18 protein-coding genes and 1 tRNA gene are annotated in these 20,100 nt (G+C 61.1%); 10 read left to right on the forward strand and 9 right to left on the reverse strand.

What is annotated here, in order from left to right; genetic code table 11:
• Positions 1-123: 123 nt before the first annotated feature.
• From arsC to ACTG36_RS12110, 3 genes are read right to left on the reverse strand one after another with little or no spacing between them, the layout of a single operon-like run.
• Positions 124-474: an arsenate reductase (glutaredoxin) gene (arsC, locus tag ACTG36_RS12100; protein ID WP_375281917.1), complete on the reverse strand. Its 351-nt coding sequence runs from the start codon at positions 472-474 to the stop codon at positions 124-126.
• Positions 471-1,526 carry a quinone-dependent dihydroorotate dehydrogenase gene (locus ACTG36_RS12105; RefSeq protein ID WP_375281916.1) on the reverse strand — a complete coding sequence of 352 codons (1,056 nt, stop codon included), beginning with the start codon at positions 1,524-1,526 and terminating at the stop codon, positions 471-473. Before ACTG36_RS12105 ends, arsC begins: the two co-directional genes overlap by 4 nt.
• Complete coding sequence (locus tag ACTG36_RS12110; RefSeq protein ID WP_375281915.1) at positions 1,523-1,858, reverse strand: DUF952 domain-containing protein; 336 nt, start codon at positions 1,856-1,858, stop codon at positions 1,523-1,525. The genes ACTG36_RS12105 and ACTG36_RS12110 overlap by 4 nt, the downstream gene beginning before the upstream one ends.
• Before the next feature lie 170 nt (positions 1,859-2,028).
• Here ACTG36_RS12110 and ACTG36_RS12115 point away from each other — a divergent pair, with 170 nt between their 5' ends.
• The 5 genes from ACTG36_RS12115 to ACTG36_RS12135 all read left to right on the forward strand — a co-directional run bounded on the left by ACTG36_RS12115 (position 2,029) and on the right by ACTG36_RS12135 (position 8,064).
• Positions 2,029-3,591, forward strand: a complete 1,563-nt coding sequence (locus tag ACTG36_RS12115) for a bifunctional metallophosphatase/5'-nucleotidase (protein WP_375281914.1) — start codon at positions 2,029-2,031, stop codon at positions 3,589-3,591.
• Positions 3,592-4,063: 472 nt separating this feature from the next.
• Complete coding sequence (locus ACTG36_RS12120) at positions 4,064-4,372, forward strand: DUF1992 domain-containing protein (protein ID WP_375281913.1); 309 nt, start codon at positions 4,064-4,066, stop codon at positions 4,370-4,372.
• A 9-nt stretch (positions 4,373-4,381) separates the two neighbouring features.
• Positions 4,382-5,572 carry a class I SAM-dependent methyltransferase gene (locus tag ACTG36_RS12125; RefSeq protein ID WP_375281912.1) on the forward strand — a complete coding sequence of 397 codons (1,191 nt, stop codon included), beginning with the start codon at positions 4,382-4,384 and terminating at the stop codon, positions 5,570-5,572.
• A gap of 2 nt (positions 5,573-5,574) precedes the next feature.
• Positions 5,575-6,231, forward strand: coding sequence for an SOS response-associated peptidase (locus ACTG36_RS12130; protein ID WP_375281911.1), 657 nt, complete (start codon positions 5,575-5,577; stop codon positions 6,229-6,231).
• Positions 6,232-6,387: 156 nt separating this feature from the next.
• Positions 6,388-8,064 carry a BCCT family transporter gene (locus ACTG36_RS12135; protein ID WP_375281910.1) on the forward strand — a complete coding sequence of 559 codons (1,677 nt, stop codon included), beginning with the start codon at positions 6,388-6,390 and terminating at the stop codon, positions 8,062-8,064.
• A gap of 60 nt (positions 8,065-8,124) precedes the next feature.
• Here ACTG36_RS12135 and ACTG36_RS12140 read toward each other — a convergent pair whose 3' ends face one another.
• Positions 8,125-9,615, reverse strand: a complete 1,491-nt coding sequence (locus ACTG36_RS12140) for an AMP-binding protein (protein WP_375281909.1) — start codon at positions 9,613-9,615, stop codon at positions 8,125-8,127.
• 101 nt (positions 9,616-9,716) lie between these two features.
• On the opposite strand from ACTG36_RS12140, the gene ACTG36_RS12145 reads away from it, so the two are divergent.
• Positions 9,717-9,790 (forward strand) — tRNA-Gly (locus ACTG36_RS12145).
• A gap of 188 nt (positions 9,791-9,978) precedes the next feature.
• On the forward strand, positions 9,979-11,772 hold the full coding sequence (locus ACTG36_RS12150; protein ID WP_375281908.1) for an ABC transporter transmembrane domain-containing protein: 1,794 nt from the start codon (positions 9,979-9,981) through the stop codon (positions 11,770-11,772).
• Between the two features lie 643 nt (positions 11,773-12,415).
• On the opposite strand, the gene ACTG36_RS12155 is transcribed toward ACTG36_RS12150, so the two are convergent.
• Entirely contained in the window at positions 12,416-12,736 is a 321-nt protein-coding gene (locus ACTG36_RS12155; protein ID WP_375281907.1) for a hypothetical protein, read from the reverse strand.
• A 371-nt stretch (positions 12,737-13,107) separates the two neighbouring features.
• Here ACTG36_RS12155 and ACTG36_RS12160 point away from each other — a divergent pair, with 371 nt between their 5' ends.
• On the forward strand, positions 13,108-15,003 hold the full coding sequence (locus ACTG36_RS12160) for an acyl-CoA synthetase (RefSeq protein ID WP_375281906.1): 1,896 nt from the start codon (positions 13,108-13,110) through the stop codon (positions 15,001-15,003).
• Positions 15,004-15,078: 75 nt separating this feature from the next.
• Here the strand turns inward: ACTG36_RS12160 and ACTG36_RS12165 are convergent, their stop codons facing one another.
• A complete protein-coding gene (locus ACTG36_RS12165; protein ID WP_375281919.1) occupies positions 15,079-15,990 on the reverse strand; it encodes a pentapeptide repeat-containing protein in 912 nt (303 codons plus the stop codon).
• A 138-nt stretch (positions 15,991-16,128) separates the two neighbouring features.
• Between ACTG36_RS12165 and ACTG36_RS12170 the strand changes: the two genes are divergently transcribed.
• On the forward strand, positions 16,129-16,293 hold the full coding sequence (locus ACTG36_RS12170) for a hypothetical protein (protein WP_375281905.1): 165 nt from the start codon (positions 16,129-16,131) through the stop codon (positions 16,291-16,293).
• 76 nt (positions 16,294-16,369) lie between these two features.
• Positions 16,370-17,062 carry a cytochrome b gene (locus ACTG36_RS12175; RefSeq protein WP_375281904.1) on the forward strand — a complete coding sequence of 231 codons (693 nt, stop codon included), beginning with the start codon at positions 16,370-16,372 and terminating at the stop codon, positions 17,060-17,062.
• Between the two features lie 62 nt (positions 17,063-17,124).
• Here the strand turns inward: ACTG36_RS12175 and ACTG36_RS12180 are convergent, their stop codons facing one another.
• The 3 genes from ACTG36_RS12180 to ACTG36_RS12190 form a co-directional block, all read right to left on the reverse strand.
• Positions 17,125-17,589, reverse strand: a complete 465-nt coding sequence (locus ACTG36_RS12180; protein WP_375281903.1) for a YceI family protein — start codon at positions 17,587-17,589, stop codon at positions 17,125-17,127.
• Between the two features lie 238 nt (positions 17,590-17,827).
• Positions 17,828-18,844: an ABC transporter ATP-binding protein gene (locus tag ACTG36_RS12185; protein WP_375281902.1), complete on the reverse strand. Its 1,017-nt coding sequence runs from the start codon at positions 18,842-18,844 to the stop codon at positions 17,828-17,830.
• Positions 18,844-20,100: an MGH1-like glycoside hydrolase domain-containing protein gene (locus tag ACTG36_RS12190; protein ID WP_375281901.1), complete on the reverse strand. Its 1,257-nt coding sequence runs from the start codon at positions 20,098-20,100 to the stop codon at positions 18,844-18,846. The genes ACTG36_RS12185 and ACTG36_RS12190 overlap by 1 nt, the downstream gene beginning before the upstream one ends.

Below are 20,100 nucleotides of genomic sequence, written 5' to 3' on the forward strand. Positions count from 1 at the left end.
CTCTCCAAGACGGCTTGAATTCTCTGGTTCTCAAATACCTCGGGGGGAGGCCGCAGGCCGGGGGGCAGCGCCCCCACCCCGCCGCGCAGCGGCGCGGGTCGGATTGGCGCAGCCAATTCGATCCTACAAAATGGCCAACACATCCTCGGGCGGACGCCCGATCGCGGCGCGGCCATTGTGGATCAACACGGGCCTTTCGATCAAAATCGGGTGGGCGGCCATGGCGGCCAGCAGCGCGTCTTCGCTTGCCGTGGCCAGCCCCATCTCTTTGAACAGCTTTTCACCGCGCCGCATCATCTCATCAGCGGTGACACCCAGCGCGTTGCGCACGGCGATAATCTCTGCCTCGGTGGGCGGGTCTTGCAGGTAGAGGCGCACCGCAGGTTGCAGGCCGCGCTCTTGCAGCAAGGCCAGCGTTTGGCGGGATTTTGTGCAGCGCGGGTTGTGCCACAGGGTCATCTGCGCGGGCATCATAGCCAATCCTCGCGTCCGGTGCCCACGGCGTCTGCCACGGATGTGAACCCGTCGCGGGCCAGCAAGGCGTCAAGGCCTGTCGCAATCTCAGCAGCCAATGAAATCCCGCCGTAGACCAGCGCGGTATAAAGTTGCACGGCTGAGGCCCCTGCGCGGATTTTGGCATAGGCTTGTTCGGCCGATCCCACGCCGCCGACCCCGATGATGGGCAGGTCCGTAAGGCTGGACAGCAAAGCCACCACGCGGGTGGATTTGTCAAACAAGGGCTGGCCCGATAGCCCGCCGGTCTGGCCTTTGTGCGTGCTGCGCAGCCCGTCGCGGTTCAGTGTGGTGTTCGTGGCGATGATGCCCGCAAGTGCGGGGAAATCGCCCAGCACATCCAGAATATCGCGGATTTCGTCGCCGCCCAGATCCGGTGCGATTTTCAGGAAGACAGGTCCTGCAAAACTGGCGTCATGGCTGGCGTGAATGACCTGGGTCAACAGCGCATGGAGCGCGTCGCGGCCTTGCAGGTCGCGCAGACTTTCGGTGTTGGGGGATGAGATGTTGATCGTGGCGAAATCCACATGCGCCCCGCAGCGTGCAAGGACTTTGCCGAAATCTGCCGCGCGGTCGGGGCTGGTTTTATTGGCGCCAAGGTTGAGGCCCACGACCCGCCCTGAAGGACGACCCGCGAGCCGCTTCGCAATCACATCCATCCCTTGGTTGTTGAACCCGAACCGGTTGATCGCGGCGCGGTCTTCGGTCAGCCGGTACAGACGTGGGCGGGGGTTGCCCATCTGCGGCAGGGGGGTTGCAGCGCCGACTTCAAGAAAGCCGAAACCGCAGCGCGCCAGAGGGGCCAGCGCCTCGGCGTTCTTGTCGAAGCCTGCGGCAAGGCCCACGGGATTGGGCAGATCAAGGCCCGCCACCTGCGTGCGCAACCTGTCTGATGTGACCGGCCCGCCCTTGGGCCCCAGCCCAGCGTTGAGCGCCTTGAGGGCTAGACCATGGGCGGTTTCGGGATCAAAGCTGCGCAGGGCCCGCAGGCCGATCTGTTCGATCAGGCTCATGTCAGGTCCAGCACGTGCTGGCCCCCCACCAAGGGCATGGGGCGGACCCAGACAAGGTCGGATCGCAACAGGGGGCGGTTGTAGATGTGGGGGAACTTCGCGCCGCCGCGCGACACTTCCCAGACCAGATCGTCACCAAAGGTGTCGGCCTCCAGTGCCGCAAGCATCAGCCCTTCGGCCCCGGCGAAATGTTTGTCCGCCGTTTCCTGCGCCTGTTCGGCGGTGGAGGTGTGGATGTAGCCGTCGGCCACGTCAATCGGGGCACCCGCGAAGGTGCCCGATGCATCAAACGCCGCCCATTGGTCGGCGGTCAGGATTTTGTAAATCAACATGGAGGGACGTTTTCCATCCCGCGTCTGCCGCGTCAAGCGTGCGGGTGCCTAAAGCTTGGGCGGTGCTGGGCGCGCGAAGGCGACGTTACGAAACCTTCACGGACTTGGCTTTGACTCTTGCCGGTGACCCAGCGCAAGCTGGAGGCAGAACACAACCAACGGGGATGAACATGCTCACCAGATTGCTATCAACGACAGCCGCCTTCACGATGATCGGCGGGATGGCTGCGGCGGAATACACGCTGCACATCATCCACATCAATGACCTGCACAGCCGGATCGAACCGATCAACCGGTTCGACAGCACCTGCAGCGCGGAAGACAACGCGGCGGGCGAATGCTTTGGCGGTGTGGCACGGGTCAAGACGATGATCGACCAGCTGCGCGAGGAACTGGCCGGTGAAAACGTGATCGTGCTGGACGCGGGCGATCAGTATCAGGGCAGCCTGATGTACACGACCTACAAGGGTGACGTGGAAATCGAGATGATGAACGCCATCGGCTTTGATGCCATGGCCGTGGGGAACCACGAGTTCGACGACGGTGACGCTGGTCTGGCGAAGCTGGCCGATGGCGTGAATTTTCCCGTGATTTCCGGCAACATCGACGTCAGCCAGTCGAACATTCTGGCGGGCAAAGTAGCTAACCATGTGGTGCTTGAAGTGGGCGGCGAACGCATCGGCATCGTCTCGACGGTGGCTACCGACACGGTCGAGACCTCCTCGCCCTCTGACGCGGTGATCTTCATCGATGAGGCCGAAAGCCTGGCTGCCGATGTGGCCACACTTGCAGCAGATGGGGTCACCAAGATTATCGCGCTGAACCACGTGGGCGTGAACCGCGACATGGCCGTGGCCGAGGCCGTTGATGGGCTTGATGCAGTTGTGGGCGGGCATTCGCACACGCTGTTTTCCAACACCGAAGAGGGTGCGATGGCCTATCCCACGATGGTCGGCGACGTGCCTGTGGTGCAGGCCTACGCCTATTCCAAATATGTGGGCCATCTGACGCTGGTCTTTGATGACGACGGCAATGTCACCTCTGCCACCGGCGACACGATCCTGCTGGATGCCTCTGTGGCCGAAGACGAGGCGATTGTCGCCCGCGTGGCCGAACTGGCCGGTCCCATCGAAGAGATGAAAACGCAAGTTGTGGCCGAAAGCACTGAGGTGATCGAAGGATCGCGCGAGGTTTGCCGTGCGATGGAATGCGCCATGGGCAACCTTGTGGCCGATGCGATGCTGGACCGTGTGGCGGATCAGGGCGTTGTCGCCGCGATCCAGAACGGGGGTGGCTTGCGCGCCTCTATCGACAGCGGTGAGATCACCATGGGCGAAGTGCTGACCGTGCTGCCGTTCCAGAACACACTGGCCACATTTGAGGCCACAGGCGCGGACATTCTGGCCGCCCTTGAAAACGGTGTGGGCCAGGTTGCGGACGGGGCCGGTCGGTTCCCGCAGGTGGCGGGCATGACCTTTACGGTTGATCTGTCCATGGAGCCGGGCAGCCGCGTGTCGGATGTGATGGTGGACGGTGCAGCGCTGGACGAGGGCGCGACCTATCTGCTGGTCACCAACAACTACATGCGCAATGGCGGTGACGGCTATTCCATGTTCGAAGACGCGGTCAACGCCTATGATTTTGGCCCCGGTCTGGAACAAGTTGTCGCTGATTATCTGGCGGAGAACGGACCCTACACGCCCTACACAGACGGGCGTATCGAAATGAAATAAGCGCGTCTTTTATGCGCGTTTGGCCCCGTCGCGGTTTACCTGCGGCGGGGTTTTTCGTTTTGGGGAGTGGGATTTGAGTTTTTTTGGCCAGATGAAGGGGGGACGGTGTACTGCCCTTTCAACGTGGCGCGTTAAGGTTAATGGGCGGTGTTAACGGTTATCGGTTTCGTCGCGGTCCGGACAAGGCTCGGACGGACGGCGGGTGGGGGCCGCGGTGGCGTTTCGGCCACCGGGGTCAGCTTGCAAATGGACCCGCCCCTGCACCCGATCTGCGCGCCCTTTGCAAAGGATGCGCGTGGGTGGTCTGAGGGGCCGGCAGTCCCGAAATATCCATGGCGCAGGCGTGTCAGGCCCACGGGTTAACCAAGGGCGAAGATGCGATGTCGGGATTAGCGCCGGGTAAATGCGGCGCGCGCTGGGTGTTGCGGGGTGGGTGTTGCCTGGTGGGCGGTGTGGCCCTATTTTGCGCCCCATGGGACATCCTTTGGAAGATTTGATCGATGCGCGCATTCGGGCAGCCCAGCAGGACGGCGCGTTTGACGACTTACCCGGCCAAGGCGCGCCTTTGCCGCCTGAGGAGGACCCCGAGAACGCCTTGATCAGCCGTTTGATGCGCGAGAACGGCGCGGTGCCCGAGTTTGTGTCCCTGTCACGCACGTTGGAACAGTTGCGCGCGGAATTGGCCGAAACAGGTGACCGCACGCGGCGGTCCGAGATCCTCAAAGAGATGTCGATGATGGATGCGCGGATTGATCTGGCCCGAAAGGCCTACCGCCGCTAGGCTGGCCCCATGTCTGACGTCCAAGCCCAGTATGAGGCCTTCCCCTATCCCGAACGCGACCCTGCCGATGAGGCCAAGCGGCTGATCACCGGATCGCCGTCCGATCCGCGTGAGATGGATCATGTCCTATGGGGCGGCCAGCGGGATTGGTCGCGGCCCTTGCGCGCTTTGTGTGCCGGCGGGGGCACGGGGGATGGGTTGATCCAGCTGGCGCAGCTGATGACCTCTGCCAAACGACCGTATGAGATCGTGTATCTGGATATGTCGCAGGCGGCGCGCCGTGTGGCGGAGGCGCGGGCGGCGGCGCGGGGGCTAACGGGGATCACCTTTGTGACCGGATCGCTGTTGGATGCGGCAGACCATGGGGTGTTTGATTACATTGATTGTTGCGGGGTACTGCATCATCTGCCGGACCCTGCGGCGGGGTTTTCGGCGCTGCGTGCCGCGCTGGCCTCCGGTGGGGGGCTTGGGTTCATGGTCTATGCGCCTTACGGGCGGGCGGGGGTTTATCCGCTGCAAGAGGCCTTTGGCGCGCTCTTTCAAGGGATGGACCCCGCCGCGCGGCTGACGGCGGCACGCGCGGTTTATGACACATTGCCCGAAGGGCACGTGTTCAAGCGCAACCCTCATGTGGTCGATCATGAGGTGTCGGATGCGGGGTTTTATGACCTGTTGTTGCATTCCCAAGATCGCGCCTTTGATGTGGCGTCCTTGTTGGATGTCATGGAGCAGACGGGTTGGGATTTGGCCGGTTTTTGCAAACCGGCGGCCTATGATCCTGCGCGGTTTGGGGCGGTGCCTGACGGGATGGACGGGCCTGCGCGCTGGGCGGTTGCAGAAAAGCTCAGCGGGTCGATGAAGGTGCATGTGGGCTATGCCCGTGCGGCAGGCGGGGCGGTGCCCAAGGGCGGTATGGACCGGATCCCGCATTTGCACGGGCTGCCAGCAGCACCACTGGTCAAGGCGGTTCAGGCGGGCAAGGCCCTGCCGATCAAACACGGGGGCGAGACGGTGCGCGTGACGCTGCCCAAGGGGGCGGCACCGGTTTTGGCGGGGGTCAACGGGCGGCGATCCTTGGCGCAACTGGCGAAGGGCGCGGGGCTGGACCCCATCGCGTTCCATGCAGTTTGGGGACCGGTGGAGGCGGCGCTGTGCGGCTGGGGGCTGATGCTCTATTCCAACCTGTTGAAGGGGCGCTAGGGATGTGCGGACGGATGGCCATCACCTTACCCCATGACGCCATGGCGCAGATGTTTGACGCGGCCCCCGCAAATGATCTGCCTGAGGTGCCCAATTACAATGTCTGCCCCACGGTGCAGGTCGCAACTGTAACGGCCGACGGTGGCGCGCGGCGGTATCGACCCATGCGGTGGGGCTGCATCCCCCATTGGTACAAAAAGCCAAACGGCGGGCCGCTGTTGATCAACGCGCGGGCCGAGACCATCGCGGAGAAGCCTGCCTTCAAATCCGCCTGTCGCGCACGGCGCTGCATCATTCCCGCCGCCGGTTTTTACGAATGGACCCGGCTTGAGGACGGCACCAAGCTACCGTGGTACATCCAGCGCAGCGATGCGGCGCCCATGGCCTTTGCCGCGATCTGGCAGGACTGGGGAGAGGTGGGTGCAACGGCGGCCATTGTCACCACGGCGGCCAATGCCGCCATGGCCGAAATCCACCACCGCATTCCGGTCATACTGGAGCCCTCAGACTGGGGCCTGTGGCTGGGGGAGGAAGGCAAAGGGGCGGCTACTTTGATGCAAGCCACGGGTGAGGACACCTTGCAGTTTCACCGGGTGGACAAGGCCGTCAATTCCAACCGCGCCACGGGGCCGGAGCTGATCGATCCGCTGGACGTCTGACGCCACCGCATCCCCCAGTTTGCCGCTGATTGGGATGTAAACACGCGATTTTGGGTCGAAAACCCGCAATATCGGGCCAAAACCGACAGAATCCTTGTCTCATCACGACATTCACGTGATGTTAACCCTAGGGAAATAAAAAATTAGGGAACAATTATGTCTATCAAACCTCCTTTGTCGGACCTTCCGATTAAGACAGCTGATAGCGGTTTTTACAGTGGCTTCAGTGTCAATGTGGCCGTGATCAGTAAGATCATCATCTCCGTTCTGGCGGTGTGGTGCATTGTCTGGCCCATTCAGGCGGGCGCTGTTCTGGGCAACTGGAATGCCGTCATTCTTGAGATTTTCGCATCGTGGTACATCTGGGTGACGGCGGCGTTCGTGATCACCTGTCTGATCTTGGCGCTGTGGCCGACGTCGGGCCGCATGAAGCTGGGCGCGGATCACGAAGTGCCGGAATTCACCAACTTTTCGTGGTTTTCGATGATGTTTGGTGCCGGTATCGGTGTGGGCATGTTGACGTGGGCTGTGGCCGAACCGGTGGCGCATTTCCAGAACAACCCGTCGGTTATTCAGGGCCTCACGGATGCGAGCGCGGAAAACAACATCATGGCGGCCTATGAATGGTCCTACCTGAACTGGGGGTTCAGCGCATGGGCGACCTATGCGATTGCCGGTCTGGCGCTGGCGTTCTTCGCCTACCGCCGCGGGCTGCCGCTGACGATCCGGTCCTCGCTGACGCCGCTGTTTGGTAAGGCGCTGTCGGGTCCGCTGGGCAATATCATCGACATCGTCGCCGTTGTGGCAACGATCCTTGGCGTGGCGCAGACGCTGGGCTTTGGTGTGGAACAGTTTGTCGCCGGTCTGAACCGGATCGGCATCAGCGGGCTGGTGATGGAAGACGGATCGGCTACAACGGTCGGCATCATCGTGGCGCTGTTGTTCATCATGGGCGCGTCGACCCTGTCGGCCATGTCCGGCGTGGGCAAGGGCATCAAATGGCTGTCCAACATCAACATGGTTCTGTCGATCTTCCTGCTGGGCTTCTTCATCATCTTCGGGGCCACATGGTTCGGCGTGAACGCCTTCTTCGTGGGCTTTTGGGAGTACCTGAAGGCACTGCCATGGATGTCGTTCAACGTCTTCGTCTCGGACGGTGTGGAAGGGTCTGAAAGCTTCTTGCTGGCGCAGTGGCAGGGCTGGTGGCCCGTGTTCTACTGGGCGTGGTGGATTGCATTTGCACCCTTCGTGGGCCTGTTCCTGGCACGGATTTCCCGTGGCCGGACGATCCGCGAATTCGTGCTGGGTGCGATGATCGTGCCTGCGCTGATGTGCTTTGTCTGGTTCGCATGGGCCGGTGGCACCGCGATTGACCTGACGCTGAACGGTGAGGCAGGCGACACGATCTTTGGCGCGGCAAACGGCGACAAGATCTTCGCCATGACCGAGTTCATGCTGGCCCCAATTGCTGAGGCGCTGGCCTGGGCGATGGCGGTTCTGATCGTGGTCTTGCTGATGACGTTCCTTGTGACGTCGGCTGACTCTGCGGTGCTGATCGTGAACACCATCAATGCGGCAGGCGACGAAGGCCCGAAAGCGCGTCCACATATCCTGTTCTGGGGTGCGGCACTGGCGCTGGTGGTTGGCGGTTTGCTGATCTCTGGCGGCACAGGTGCCATTCAGACGGCGATGGTCATCGGCGCGCTGCCGTTCTCGGTGGTGATGGCGCTGATGTGTATTTCGCTGCTGAAAGCGGTCTACAACGATGGTCGCCGTGAGGCGGCGGGCGTTGAATCCGTGACAGTAAACACGCAGGCGACACCGGCTGAATAAGCCCCGATCATTTTGAGACTTCAGAGGCCCCGCAGTGAAAGCTGCGGGGCTTTTGCGTGTTTATCCGTGGTCGGCGCGCAGTTGGGTCTTCTGGACCTTGCCCATGGTGTTGCGCGGCAGCGCGGGCAGGACCACGTAGCGGCGGGGGTGTTTGAACCGCGCAAGCGCGGCGGTGACCGCTTGGGTCAGGGTCGCGTCATCGGGCGGGGTGTCCGCATCCGTGGGCACGATGGCGGCCACGGTTGTTTCGCCAAAATCCGCATCGGGCACGCCAAAAACGGCTGTTTCCAAAACGCCTGGAACGGCGTTCAGCACGTCTTCGATCTCCTTGGGATAGATGTTGTAGCCGCCCGAGATGATCAGGTCCTTGGCGCGGCCTACGATGGTCACGCGGGCGTCCGCGTCCATGGTGGCAAGGTCGCCGGTGATGAAAAACCCGTCCGTCGTCATGTCCTCGGCGGTTTTGTCGGGCATGTTCCAATAGCCTTGAAAGACGTTGGCGCCGCGGACCTCAAGCGTGCCGATGTCGCCCGCAGGTGTGGGCTGGCCGTCTGTGCGGATGCGGACCTCAACCCCGGGCAGGGCCATGCCCACGGTGCCCGCGATGCGCGGGCCGTCGTAGGGGTTTGAGGTGATCATATTCGTCTCCGTCATCCCGTAGCGTTCGAGGATGCGGTGGCCGGTGCGGTCTTCGAACGCGCGATGGGTTTCGGCCAGAAGCGGCGCCGAGCCGGAGATGAAAAGCCGCATATTGGCGGCCCTGTCGCGGGTGAGGCGTGGGTCGGCCAGCAAGCGGGTGTAAAAGGTTGGCACGCCCATCATCAGGGTGGATCGGGGCAGTTCGTCAAAGATCGTATCAAGATCAAACGCCCCCATCAGCCGCACCTGCGCGCCTGCCAGAAGTGCGGTGTTCATCGCCACGAACAGCCCGTGGGTGTGAAAGACCGGCAGGGCGTGGATCAGGCGGTCTTGATTGGTGATTTGCCACAGGCCTTTCAGGGAGTGGGCGTTGGACAGCAGGTTGCGATGCGACATCATCGCGCCCTTGGACCGCCCCGTGGTGCCGGAGGTATAGAGCAGCCCCGCAAGGTCATCCGCCCCGCGCGGGACGGTTTGAAAGGTGGTGGGGGCCGCATCGGCGGCATGGCTGAGGGTGCCAGTCCCGATGGTGCCCAGCGTCAGGACCGGGCGGGGCGCGCTGATGGGAGTGATGTCTGCTATAGCGGCCGGCGCGCAGACCACGAGGGCGGGGTCCGCATCTTCGATGAAATAGCGCAGCTCGGCCTGCGTGTAGGCGGTGTTGAGCGGCAAAAACACCGCACCCGACTGCAGGCAGGCTGCATAAAGTGCCAGAAAATCCGCGCATTTGGGGGCTTGTACCACCACGCGGTCGCCGGGCTTTACGCCGTTGTGCACAAGCACATGGGCGATTTGCGCGGCACGTTTGGTGAAGTCATCAAAGGACAGGGTGGTGCCACTATCCAGCGCCAGAAACGGGGCAGTGTTGCCCCGATGGGGCGCGATGAGCGCGTCGTAAAGCAGGTTTGTCATGGCGCGGGACTATAGGGATTTTTGCCCCTCTGCCCAGATGATTTGGCGCATGTGGCGTCTTGACCCTGTCAGCGAGGCGGCGTATTCCATCCCCACACGGCGCGGGCGTTGTGTAGTGGTAAGACCTTAGCCTTCCAAGCTAATGACGCGGGTTCGATTCCCGCCGCCCGCTCCATCAGTTTTTCGGGACAGATTGATCTGCGATCAGCACCTGCGGTGGGCGGTGTGCAAATTTTCTGCGAAAATTTGGCCTCCGGCGGAGGTATTTCAGAACCCAAGAAGCAGGCGGCTGCGCGTCCCTGACCTGTTGTGCCTTCGGGCGCGCCGGATTAAGTCTGCCTTTAAGGTAAGTGAGGAGTGATCATGGCGGAGGCCCCCAGAGCAGCGAGCGAGGAGCGCGCGCGGTCCAAAGAGATCGGTGCGCTCGGCGCATTGTGGCCCTTCTTGCGGCCTTATGGCTGGATGATCGCTCTGGCTGTGACGGCGCTGGTGATCACGGCGGCCATGTCGCTGGTGTTGCCCTTGGCAGTGCGGCGGGTTGTCGACAATTTCGAGTCCGCGGATGTGGCCTTGCTGGACGGCTATTTCGGTGCGGCCATTGGCATTGCGGCCGTGTTGGCCGTGGGCACGGCGTTGCGGTATTATTTCGTAACACGGCTGGGCGAACGGGTGGTTGCAGACATTCGGATGGCCGTTTTTGACCGCATGATCGGGATGAGCCCCGCGTTCTACGAGCGGATCATGACCGGTGAGGTGTTGAGCCGGATCACCACGGATACGACCCTGATCCTCAGCGTGATCGGGTCGTCGGTGTCCATTGCCCTGCGCAATCTGTTGATCCTGTTTGGCGGCATCGGGTTGATGCTGTGGACCTCTGTGAAGATGTCGTTGATGGTGCTTTGGCCCATTCCGGTGATTATCTTTCCGATCATCATTCTGGGCCGCAAGGTGCGCCGGTTGAGCAAGGAAAATCAGGACTGGATTGCGCAGAGTTCGGGCGATGCGTCAGAACAATTGTTGAGCGCGCAGACGGTGCAGGCCTTCACCCATGAGGGGCCGAGCCGGTCGAGTTTCCACCATGTGACCGAACGCAGTTTTGAGGCCGCGCGCCGCCGGATCGGGACGCGGGCTGTTCTGACGGCGATTGTGATTTTCATGGCGTTTTCGGCCATCGTTGGCTTTTTGTGGATGGGCGCATCGGACGTGCGCTCCGGTGTGATCACCGTGGGCGAATTGGTGCAGTTCATGATCTATACAATCATGGTCGCGGGGGCCGTGGCCGCTCTGACCGAGATTTGGTCGGAGTTGCAGCGCGCGGCCGGTGCGACGGAGCGGCTGGTGGAATTGCTGACGGCTGAGGACGCGGTGCGTGATCCGGCGCAGCCTGTGGCGGTGCCCGACCGGCGCCATGGTGAGATCGCCTTTGAAGACGTGCGGTTTTCCTATCCGGCGCGGCCCAATGTGGCGGCGTTGGATGGTGTGTCCTTTACCGTGCACCCCGGTGAGACGGTGGCGCTGGTGGGCCCGTCCGGGGCGGGCAAGACGACGATCATTCAGCTGTTGTTGCGGTTTTATGATCCGGCGGCGGGGCGCGTCGTCTTTGACGGGGTGGACTTGGCGAATCTGACGCGGTCCGATTTCCGCCGCCACATGGCGCTGGTGCCACAGGACCCGGTGATCTTTGCGGCCTCGGCCCGTGAGAACATCCGCTTTGGCCGACCTGAGGCAACGGATGCCGAGGTGGAGGCTGCGGCAAAGGCGGCTGCGGCGCATGACTTTTTGTCGGCCTTGCCTGAGGGCTATGACAGCTACGTGGGCGAACGGGGTGTCATGTTGTCGGGCGGACAAAAACAGCGGATCGCCATTGCGCGGGCGATTTTGCGAGATGCACCGGTGTTGTTGCTGGATGAGGCGACGAGCGCTTTGGACGCGGAATCTGAGCGTGCGGTGCAGCAGGCGGTGGATCATCTGTCGGCGGATCGCACGACCCTGATCGTGGCGCACAGGCTGGCCACGGTCAAGAAAGCGGACCGGATTTTGGTGTTTGATCAGGGGCGGATTGTAGCGCAGGGCACCCATGATGCGCTGGTGGCCGAAGACGGGCTTTATGCGCGGCTGGCGCGGTTGCAGTTCACCGACGGGATTGCGGCGGAGTAGGGGGAGGGGTTTTCGGTTGATGCGCCGAAGGTCAGGTTTGAGGCCACTTTCCCGTTTTTTTTGTAATACAACTAATGTCTGCTACACCGAGTGGGGTAAAAAACTTCAACAACTGCTTGAGTTTTGAACGGAGCATTTAGCGGTGGAAAATAGGCCGCTTGTCTGTTGTTCCGCAAAATACCCTCTGTACTAAACCGGCGACCACGATCAAAAATCTGGCCTAGGATAGAGCTAATTTTGTTTTCGCCTCGCGCCTTCGATGGCTCTTTCAATCCGCTCTAAGCTTGTTTTGATGAGTCTGGTTTGCTCTCTGTGGGTGTTGGTGCCAAATATTATTTCGTTACTGACCTCAACCAAATCTCCTAATTCGTCGGCCAACGCCTCTTCATTTGGAAACCTATGAGAAGAATTTTGCGCTTGCATATGAAGTGACCACGTTCTCAATCCGTTTAGACTTTTTGCAAGATTTTGGTCCTGTCTCTTGTAGGAAGAAAATTCCTCCCGATTAAAATCTGCTGCAAAAGTGCCAAAACGAGGCTCATTTTCGAAGCTGTTCGATTGGGTGCGTTGCTGTTGTTGCTCAAATATTGTCTCGAGACGCTCGAATGCCCGACGTAGATCCCGTGCGGATTCTTCAATATTCTCATATATTTGGTTTGAGTTTTTCGCGCTCCATTTCTCGTCGTCTCGTATCTTTAAGAGAAATTATTGATACGATTGACTGAATGATAGTTCCGACGGTGCCTATAGATGCCACAGCCAGCATCGAGACTGTAAAAAGGTCGGGATCAATCTCGTGGCTAACTGGGTGGGGGCCATTTTCTTGCATTTTTACTCCAAAATGTCCTTCAGAAATTTTATGAAGGATAGGCCGAATGCTCAAGCTATCACAGCGTAAAACCTTACTCTGGCGGTCTTTATGGCCGTTCGTCATCGCCATCCTAGCAATCACGTCCTTGGCCATTATCGAACCCTGGCAGCCAAAGCCCTGCCGACTAAAACCTCCACCCCATCCACGAGCTGATCCGTCACGCGTTGCGCCTTCGCCTCGACTTAGGTCACGGCCTTCGCGCTCCTTAATCTGGCCGAGTAGATTAAGGACTCTGCTGCATTTCTAGTTATCGCTCAGCGAATGGGGTCACATCGACAGGCAACGAAAGCAGACCTTCAAAGGTCAATTCCAGTCGGCCAACTTGCCCCGCAAAGCGCCCCACCAGCCCCCCAAACCCCAAATACCGCCACGTCCCACTTGCGCAGCGCGGCGTTCCGCCACATCGTGGGCGCAGGGACACGAAGCCGCCGGAGGAGGCGGCCTTTACTTAGGGAGGTGCGACCATGACTTTTGCGTCAATGGCCGATCGGAATGCGATTGAGAATGAAATGCCATGGGCGGAGCGTGAGCTGCCCCATTCGGTCTGGGCCCAACTGGGTGAGACGGCAGGCAAATACGGGGACCGAAAGGCGGTCACGTTCCAGATGTTTTCGGGTGAGAATGACCCCGACGAGACGCTGACGTGGTCGCAGTTGCAGGGCAAAGTGGCCCAGACGGCGAACCTCTTCCGTGATCTGGGCGTTGGGTCCGATGACGTCGTGGCCTTCCTGCTGCCCAATTCCATGGAAACGGTGCTGACCTATTTGGGCGGCACAGTCGCGGGCATTGTGAACCCGATCAACCCGTTGCTCGATGCCGATCAGATCGGCGCGATCCTGCGTGAGACCAATGCCAAGGTGCTGGTCACCCTGCGCGCCTTCCCCAAAACGGATGTGGCGCAAAAGGCGGCGGAGGCCGTGGATTTGGCGCCCAACGTCAAGACGGTGGTTGAGGTTGATTTGCTTAAATACCTCACCGGTATCAAGAAACTGATCGTGCCGCTGATCCGCCCCAAGGTGAAGGTGAACCACGGTGCCACGGTGATTGATTTCAACAAATCCATCGCAAAACAGCCCAGCACGTTGAAATTCGACGACCCCAAAGAAGACCGCGTTGCGGCCTATTTCCACACAGGCGGCACCACGGGCATGCCCAAGGTGGCACAGCACCGCAATTCGGGGATCATCTACAACGCGTGGCTGGGCAACCGATTGTTGTTCACCCATGAGGACGTGCAAATGGTGCCGCTGCCGCTGTTCCACGTCTTTGCGACGATTGTGGCCATGGGGGCGTCGCTGTCCTCGGGGGCGCAGATCGTGTTCCCAACACCGCAGGGGTATCGCGGGGATGGCGTGTTCGACAATTTCTGGAAGCTGATCGAACGCCACAAGGCGACGTTCATGATCACCGTGCCGACGGCCATGTCGGCCCTGATGCAGCGCCCTGTGAATGCCAATATCGACAGCCTGCGGTTGGCCTTCTGCGGGTCAGCCCCGCTGCCGCTTGAGCTGTATAAGAAGTTTGAGGCCGCCGCCGGTGTGAACATCTGCGAAGGCTACGGTCTGACGGAGGCCACGTGCCTTGTGTCCATCAACCCGCCTGAGGGGGAGAAGAAGGTCGGCTCCATCGGATGTCCGTTCCCCTATACCAACGTGCGCATCGTCGATCCTGCGACACAGCTTGATCTGGGCACTGATGAGATCGGTGAGATTTGCGTCTACTCCCCTGGTGTCAGCCAAGGCGACACCTATACGGAGGCCGACAAGAACGCGGACCTCTATTACCCCGGTGCCAACGTCAAAGCGCGCCAGTATCTGCGCACGGGCGATCTGGGGCGCATTGATGAGGACGGGTATCTGTGGATCACGGGCCGCGCCAAGGACCTGATCATCCGCGGGGGTCACAACATCGATCCCGCCGAAATTGAGGAGGCCTTGGCCGGTCACGCGCAGGTGGCCTTCGCCGGTGCCATCGGCCAGCCCGATGCCCACGCGGGTGAGGTGCCAGCCGCCTATGTGGAACTGGTCGACGGGGCCTCTGTCACGGTGGAAGAACTGATGGAGTTCGCCAAAAACCACATCCATGAGCGTGCAGCCTTCCCCAAGCATCTGGAAATTCTGGATGAATTGCCCAAAACCGCCGTGGGAAAAATCTTTAAGCCTGACCTGCGCAAATCTGCGATCACGCGGATTTACAACAAGGCGCTGGCGGAGGCCGGTGTGGGGGCGGAAGTGACCACTGTCACGGAAGACAAAAAGCGCGGGCTGGTGGCCCAAGTGACCAAGACCGGTGAGGCCACTGATGAGGCCGTGACCGCTGCACTGGGCAGCTTTACACGGCCTTGGGAATGGGCGGCCTGACCCCCGTCGCTGTTTGATCCGGACAGACCGGCGCGCAGGGCAACTTGCGCGCCGGTATTCGTTTGGGGATGGGTTTTATGGTGTGCAGGTCAATTCCATGAGGGCCACGCGAAGCTGCAGCATGTCATAGGTCGCAAGCTCCCTGTCGCTGATATCAGACAGGCGGGTGTCTTGGCAGACACGCAAGGCAACGTCATCGTCATCAAGGGCGCGTTGGGTCACGACCTGTTCTGAATTACTGATGAATTCGCGGCGGTAGAACATGTCTGTGATGCTGGCGTCTGCGTCGTCCGGTGATCCCAAGACGAACATGCCGCCGGTCTGCGCGGTGGTCAGGCCGGTGGCGCATCCGGTGTCGTCACAAAAGGTACTGCCAGTCATTTCGACCTGATCGAAGACTGTCTCTGTCAGATCGGCCCCTGTGAAATCGCAGCGGATGCACCGGCTGTTCTTAAACGTCATGCCGGAGAGATCGGCATCCCGAAAGCTCACATCTTGGAAGGTCGCGTCCTGAATTTCGGCTAGGGTCCAGCCTGCGCCGGGTTCAGGTGATTCATATGAATAATGACCTTGCGCGCGCTCAAACGTGCCCTCGCGAATGATGACACCGTCCAGACCCAGCAGCGGTAAGTGGACGTCGGCGGCGTGAATTGACCAAATGTCTGCTTCCGCGAGGCTGACATAACCGCCCGCATCTTCGTACCAAATCTGGGTCGGCTCAGGGTCAAACTCCAGATGCAGGTTGTAGACGGTGGCACCGTAAACGCCCGACGGCAGGCCCTCGTCCCAACGCAGGTGCAGGCGGCCAATTGTGCTGTGGGCCAAAGACGCCAACTGTAAATTCGCCTTAGAAAGATCGGGTGCGCCATCAACATACGTCAGATCGGCAAGGAAAAAATCAGTGTCTGTGGTCACTGTCCGGCTTAAATTCGCGTCGCGAAAGGAGGTGGAGCGCATGTCTGCCCCTGACAGATTGGCCTCCGTCAGGTTGGTCCCCCATCAGCAAACACGCGATTTGGGCCGCAATCAAGACCTGCGCCCATGCACATGGGCTGTGACGGGGCGGGGAGTGCAAATCGCGGCTGTCCCGCTATCTTGATGCACAGACATCAAAGGAGCGGTCCCATGATCACCAACACCGCCACCCGCTACGGCAGCCTTGCCCGCGTTTTGCATTGGACGATTGCCGTTTTGATTATCGGGGCGATGATCTTGGGGCAGGTGGGTATTCGCACAGCGCCCACGGCGGACAACATAGGGTTTCTGACGACGGTCTTTTCGGCCCATTAGACCATCGGTGTGACGGTTCTGGCCCTCGCCTTGAGCCGCGTGATTTGGGCGCTGAGCCAGCCGTGCCCCGTGCCCCGTGCCGTTGCATCCGGACCGGCGGGTTGAGACGTTCGCGGCAGAAACCGCCCACTGGGGTCTTTATGCCGCTTTGTTTAGTCTGCCCCTGTCAGGCTGGGTGATGCATGCCGCCGAGGATGGCTTTGCCCCGATCTGGTGGCCCTTTGGGCAATCGCTGCCGTTTGTGCCCAAATCCGAAAGCTGGGCTGCAGCGGCGGGCATGGTGCATTGGGCGGCGGGGGCGACCTTGGGGATCCCAGTGGCCGCACATATTGCGGGGGCGTTGAAACATGCGCTGGTGGACCACGACAGCACGCTGTCGCGGATGTGGCGCGGAACGGACGCCGGTGATCCTGCGCGCGCGGGCGGCCATGTGGCGGCTTTTGTGGCGTCGACGGCGATCTGGGTTGGTGAGTTGGGGCTGACGCTGGTGTCCTTGGGGCCGCCCGGTGGCGGCAGCCAAGCGCAGACTGCGGGCGGGGGCGATTGGACCCCGGTTGAGACGGATTTGGCCTTTACGGTGCAACAGCTTGGCTCGGCCAGTACGGGCCATTTTGAGGCTGTCACGTCGGATATTTCCTATGACCCCGACAGCGGAACTGGCGCTGTCACATTGGACCGACGCGATTTCGGGATCGGGGCGAGCTATGATGACGAAAGCTCCGTCGGGTTCGCGGTTGAGGTGGCGGTGGAGTTGACCGCCACGCGGTAACGTCACGAAAAAGGGCGCGGATCATTGCTGACCCGCGCCCTGTTCCGACGTCTCAGACGGGTTTAGCTGTCCGCAGCGGCCGCTTCGATGGAGATGTAGATTTCAACCTCGTCACCCACGAAGGGGGCGAAGTTGCCCATGTCAAAGTCGGACCGCAACAGTGTCGTTGTTGCGTCACAGCCCACCCATGGCTTTTCCTGCATCGGGTGGTTGGAGGCCTGGTTCAGTTTGGCGTCCAGTGCCACCGATTGGGTGATGCCGTTGATGGTCAGATCGCCGGTGTTGTCGCCGGTCACTTCGATCGCGGTGGAGGTGAAGGACGCAACAGGGTTGGCTTCGGCGCCGAAGAAATCGTCGGACAGGAAGTGGCCTTCGCGGGCGGGCCAGCCGGTGATCAGGCTTTCGGCGGGAAAGGAGACTTCGACAGATGAGGCGCGTGGGTCGGCTTCGTCAAACATGATCGTGCCTTCAAAGCCCGAGAACATGCCCGTCGTGCGCGAATAGCCCAGGTGATCATAGGGGAACACGATCTGGCTGTGGGAGGCGTCGAGGGTATAGGGCGCGGCCTCGGCCCAGACAGATGTGGCGGCGGCAGCCGTCAGTGCGAAGACAGCAGGAGGGTTTTCATGGCAAGGATCTTTTGATCGTTTGCGTCAGTGATGCCCCGCAACGTGTGGCAAACCGCCGCAAGATCAATTCGACGTCTGAAAACACCGACTGTGCGCGTATGTGCAGGTGGCCGTCGGGGCCAGCCTGCATCGGTGTTCACCGGATCGCCAGCCCGTCTGCGCCAAAGGCGTGCAGCAGGTTTTGCGGCACGGTCAGCCCCACGCGGTCGCCGGGCACATAATCTGCCGATCCATTGACCCGCACGGTGATCTGGCCCGCATCGCCGCACGACAGGATCACGAAGGTATCCGCGCCAAGGTATTCCAGCACGTCCACGGTGCCATCCAACTGCCCTGCACCGGCGTCCACAAGGGTGATATGTTCGGGCCGCAACCCGACAGAGACCGCCCCGTCCGGCAGGCTGACGCCGCTGATCGTGCCTGCGGGGATCACGTTCATGCGGGGCGAGCCGATGAACTGCGCCACGAACAGGTTGGCGGGGTTTTCGTAAAGCTCTCGCGGGGTGCCGACTTGGGCGATCTTGCCGAATTCCAGCACAACGATCCGGTCGGCCAGTGTCATCGCCTCCACCTGATCGTGGGTGACGTAGATCATGGTGGATTTCAGCGTCTGGTGCAGCTTGGCGATTTCATAGCGCATCTCAACCCGCAGGGCGGCGTCCAGATTGGACAGCGGTTCGTCGAACAAAAACGCCGTGGGGTCGCGCACGATGGACCGGCCAATGGCCACGCGCTGACGTTGGCCGCCGGACAGGTCCTTGGGCCTGCGGTCCATATAGGCGTCAAGTTTCAGAACGCGGGCGGCTTCATCCACCTTTGCGTCAATGTCGGCCTTGGACAGACCTGCGGATTTCAGCGGAAAGCCCACGTTGTCGCGCACGGACATATGCGGATAAAGCGCGTAAGACTGGAACACCATGGCAAGCCCGCGTTTGCTGGGCGGCTCGGACGTGGCGTCGCGGTCACCGATCATGATCTGGCCGCGCGACGTTTCCTCAAGCCCCGCGATCATGCGCAGCAAGGTGGATTTGCCGCAGCCTGAGGGGCCCACGAAAATGACGAATTCACCTTCGTTGATTTCAAGGTCCACGCCCTTGATGACCTGTACCGATCCGAACCATTTTTCGACCGCTTTAAGTGTGATGGATGACATCAGGCTGCCCCTTGCCGCGTTTCGGGTTGGTTGCCCGCCCAGCCAAGCCAGACGGCCGCTGTCCAGGTGAAGGTGCCCCCGCCCGCCGGTGCGCCGGTGTGGGGATCGTAGTATTCCGCAAAGCCGTTTTCTTCCATCAGGCGTGCGGTGTCGCCGCGAATGCGGGCTGCGGCGGCGTCGATGCCCTGTTCTTCCATGCCGGAGCCGACAAGGTAGTTCATGATCGGCCAGCTTGGCCCGCGCCAGTAGCGCAAGGGTTCAAACCCGTCAGCGGCAGGATCGTAGCTGGGCAGCCCGAAGGTGCAGGCCGCAAGCATACGTTCAATGGCGGGCAGGGCACGCGCGTCGTTGATGCCAGCGTACCAGCACAGCGCGGATGCGTTGGACAAGATGCCGTTGAATGCCCCGCTGCGCACATTGCGGCTGTCGTAGCCGCCGATCTGAGGGTTCCAGAGCGTAGCTGCACCGGCCTCAAGCGTCTTGATCCAGTCTTCGATGTCCGAGACATCCTCCCCAAAACGGCGCCCCATGGCCAGCAGGTCACGGTTGGCCCGCAGCAGGGTGAAGGTCATCGTCGGGTCCGCCACACGGAACGGGTTCACGGCCAACAGTTTCTCTTGATCCCAGTTCACCGAGACGCCGATCTGCACCAGTTTGATGTAGCGGTCGTAGTCATATTTGGTCGGGCGCATGGCCGGATCAACATGGGACGTATCACGGCGGGTGTAGTCGCCCACGTCATCTGCATTGATCTCGGCCATGGCGGCGTCCCAATCGGGGGCATTGTCGCGGCCTGCTTCCCACGGGTGGGTGACGCAGACGGCACCCTGATCCAGCCGCCACTCCATGAACCAGCGGTGCCAGTCCTTCAGTTTGGACCAAATGGCACGGGCGCGTGCCTCGCCTGCGGGATGCATCGTCAACATCTTGGCCATGAAGGTGGCCGCAACGGGCGGCTGGGAGATGCCGGAGGACGGGATCGGCCCCCGCCCTTGCCAGACATCGGGGCCGGGGAAATAGCCGGGGTCCGGCTGATGGAAGATAATATGGGGGACCATGCCGTCGTCCCACTGGCCGGTCATCAAGGTCTCCAATTCCGTCCAGCCACGGTCGGGGTCAAAGGTGGTGAACCCCCAAGCGGCAAAGGCGCTGTCCCAGTTCCACTGGTAAGGATAGAGGCCATGGGTCGGCAGGGTATAGCCGCCCTTGTCGTTGTCGCGCAGGATTTGCCGCGCTTGTGCATAAAGGTCCGTCAT

This window comes from Pseudooctadecabacter sp. (assembly GCF_965657175.1).
Classification (GTDB): domain Bacteria; phylum Pseudomonadota; class Alphaproteobacteria; order Rhodobacterales; family Rhodobacteraceae; genus Octadecabacter.

Excerpts from the sequence above, each read along its gene's own strand:
- ACTG36_RS12115 (WP_375281914.1), top strand. The coding sequence starts at position 2,029 with ATGCTCACCAGATTGCTATCAACGACAGCCGCCTTCACGATGATCGGC.
- ACTG36_RS12170 (WP_375281905.1), top strand. The coding sequence starts at position 16,129 with ATGATCACCAACACCGCCACCCGCTACGGCAGCCTTGCCCGCGTTTTG.
- ACTG36_RS12120 (WP_375281913.1), top strand. The coding sequence starts at position 4,064 with ATGGGACATCCTTTGGAAGATTTGATCGATGCGCGCATTCGGGCAGCC.
- ACTG36_RS12125 (WP_375281912.1), top strand. The coding sequence starts at position 4,382 with ATGTCTGACGTCCAAGCCCAGTATGAGGCCTTCCCCTATCCCGAACGC.
- ACTG36_RS12140 (WP_375281909.1), bottom strand. The coding sequence starts at position 9,615 with ATGACAAACCTGCTTTACGACGCGCTCATCGCGCCCCATCGGGGCAAC.
- ACTG36_RS12150 (WP_375281908.1), top strand. The coding sequence starts at position 9,979 with ATGGCGGAGGCCCCCAGAGCAGCGAGCGAGGAGCGCGCGCGGTCCAAA.
- ACTG36_RS12110 (WP_375281915.1), bottom strand. The coding sequence starts at position 1,858 with ATGTTGATTTACAAAATCCTGACCGCCGACCAATGGGCGGCGTTTGAT.
- ACTG36_RS12130 (WP_375281911.1), top strand. The coding sequence starts at position 5,575 with ATGTGCGGACGGATGGCCATCACCTTACCCCATGACGCCATGGCGCAG.
- ACTG36_RS12185 (WP_375281902.1), bottom strand. The coding sequence starts at position 18,844 with ATGTCATCCATCACACTTAAAGCGGTCGAAAAATGGTTCGGATCGGTA.
- ACTG36_RS12135 (WP_375281910.1), top strand. The coding sequence starts at position 6,388 with ATGTCTATCAAACCTCCTTTGTCGGACCTTCCGATTAAGACAGCTGAT.
- arsC (WP_375281917.1), bottom strand. The coding sequence starts at position 474 with ATGATGCCCGCGCAGATGACCCTGTGGCACAACCCGCGCTGCACAAAA.
- ACTG36_RS12190 (WP_375281901.1), bottom strand. The coding sequence starts at position 20,100 with ATGACGGACCTTTATGCACAAGCGCGGCAAATCCTGCGCGACAACGAC.
- ACTG36_RS12105 (WP_375281916.1), bottom strand. The coding sequence starts at position 1,526 with ATGAGCCTGATCGAACAGATCGGCCTGCGGGCCCTGCGCAGCTTTGAT.
- ACTG36_RS12160 (WP_375281906.1), top strand. The coding sequence starts at position 13,108 with ATGACTTTTGCGTCAATGGCCGATCGGAATGCGATTGAGAATGAAATG.
- ACTG36_RS12155 (WP_375281907.1), bottom strand. The coding sequence starts at position 12,736 with ATGGCCAAGGACGTGATTGCTAGGATGGCGATGACGAACGGCCATAAA.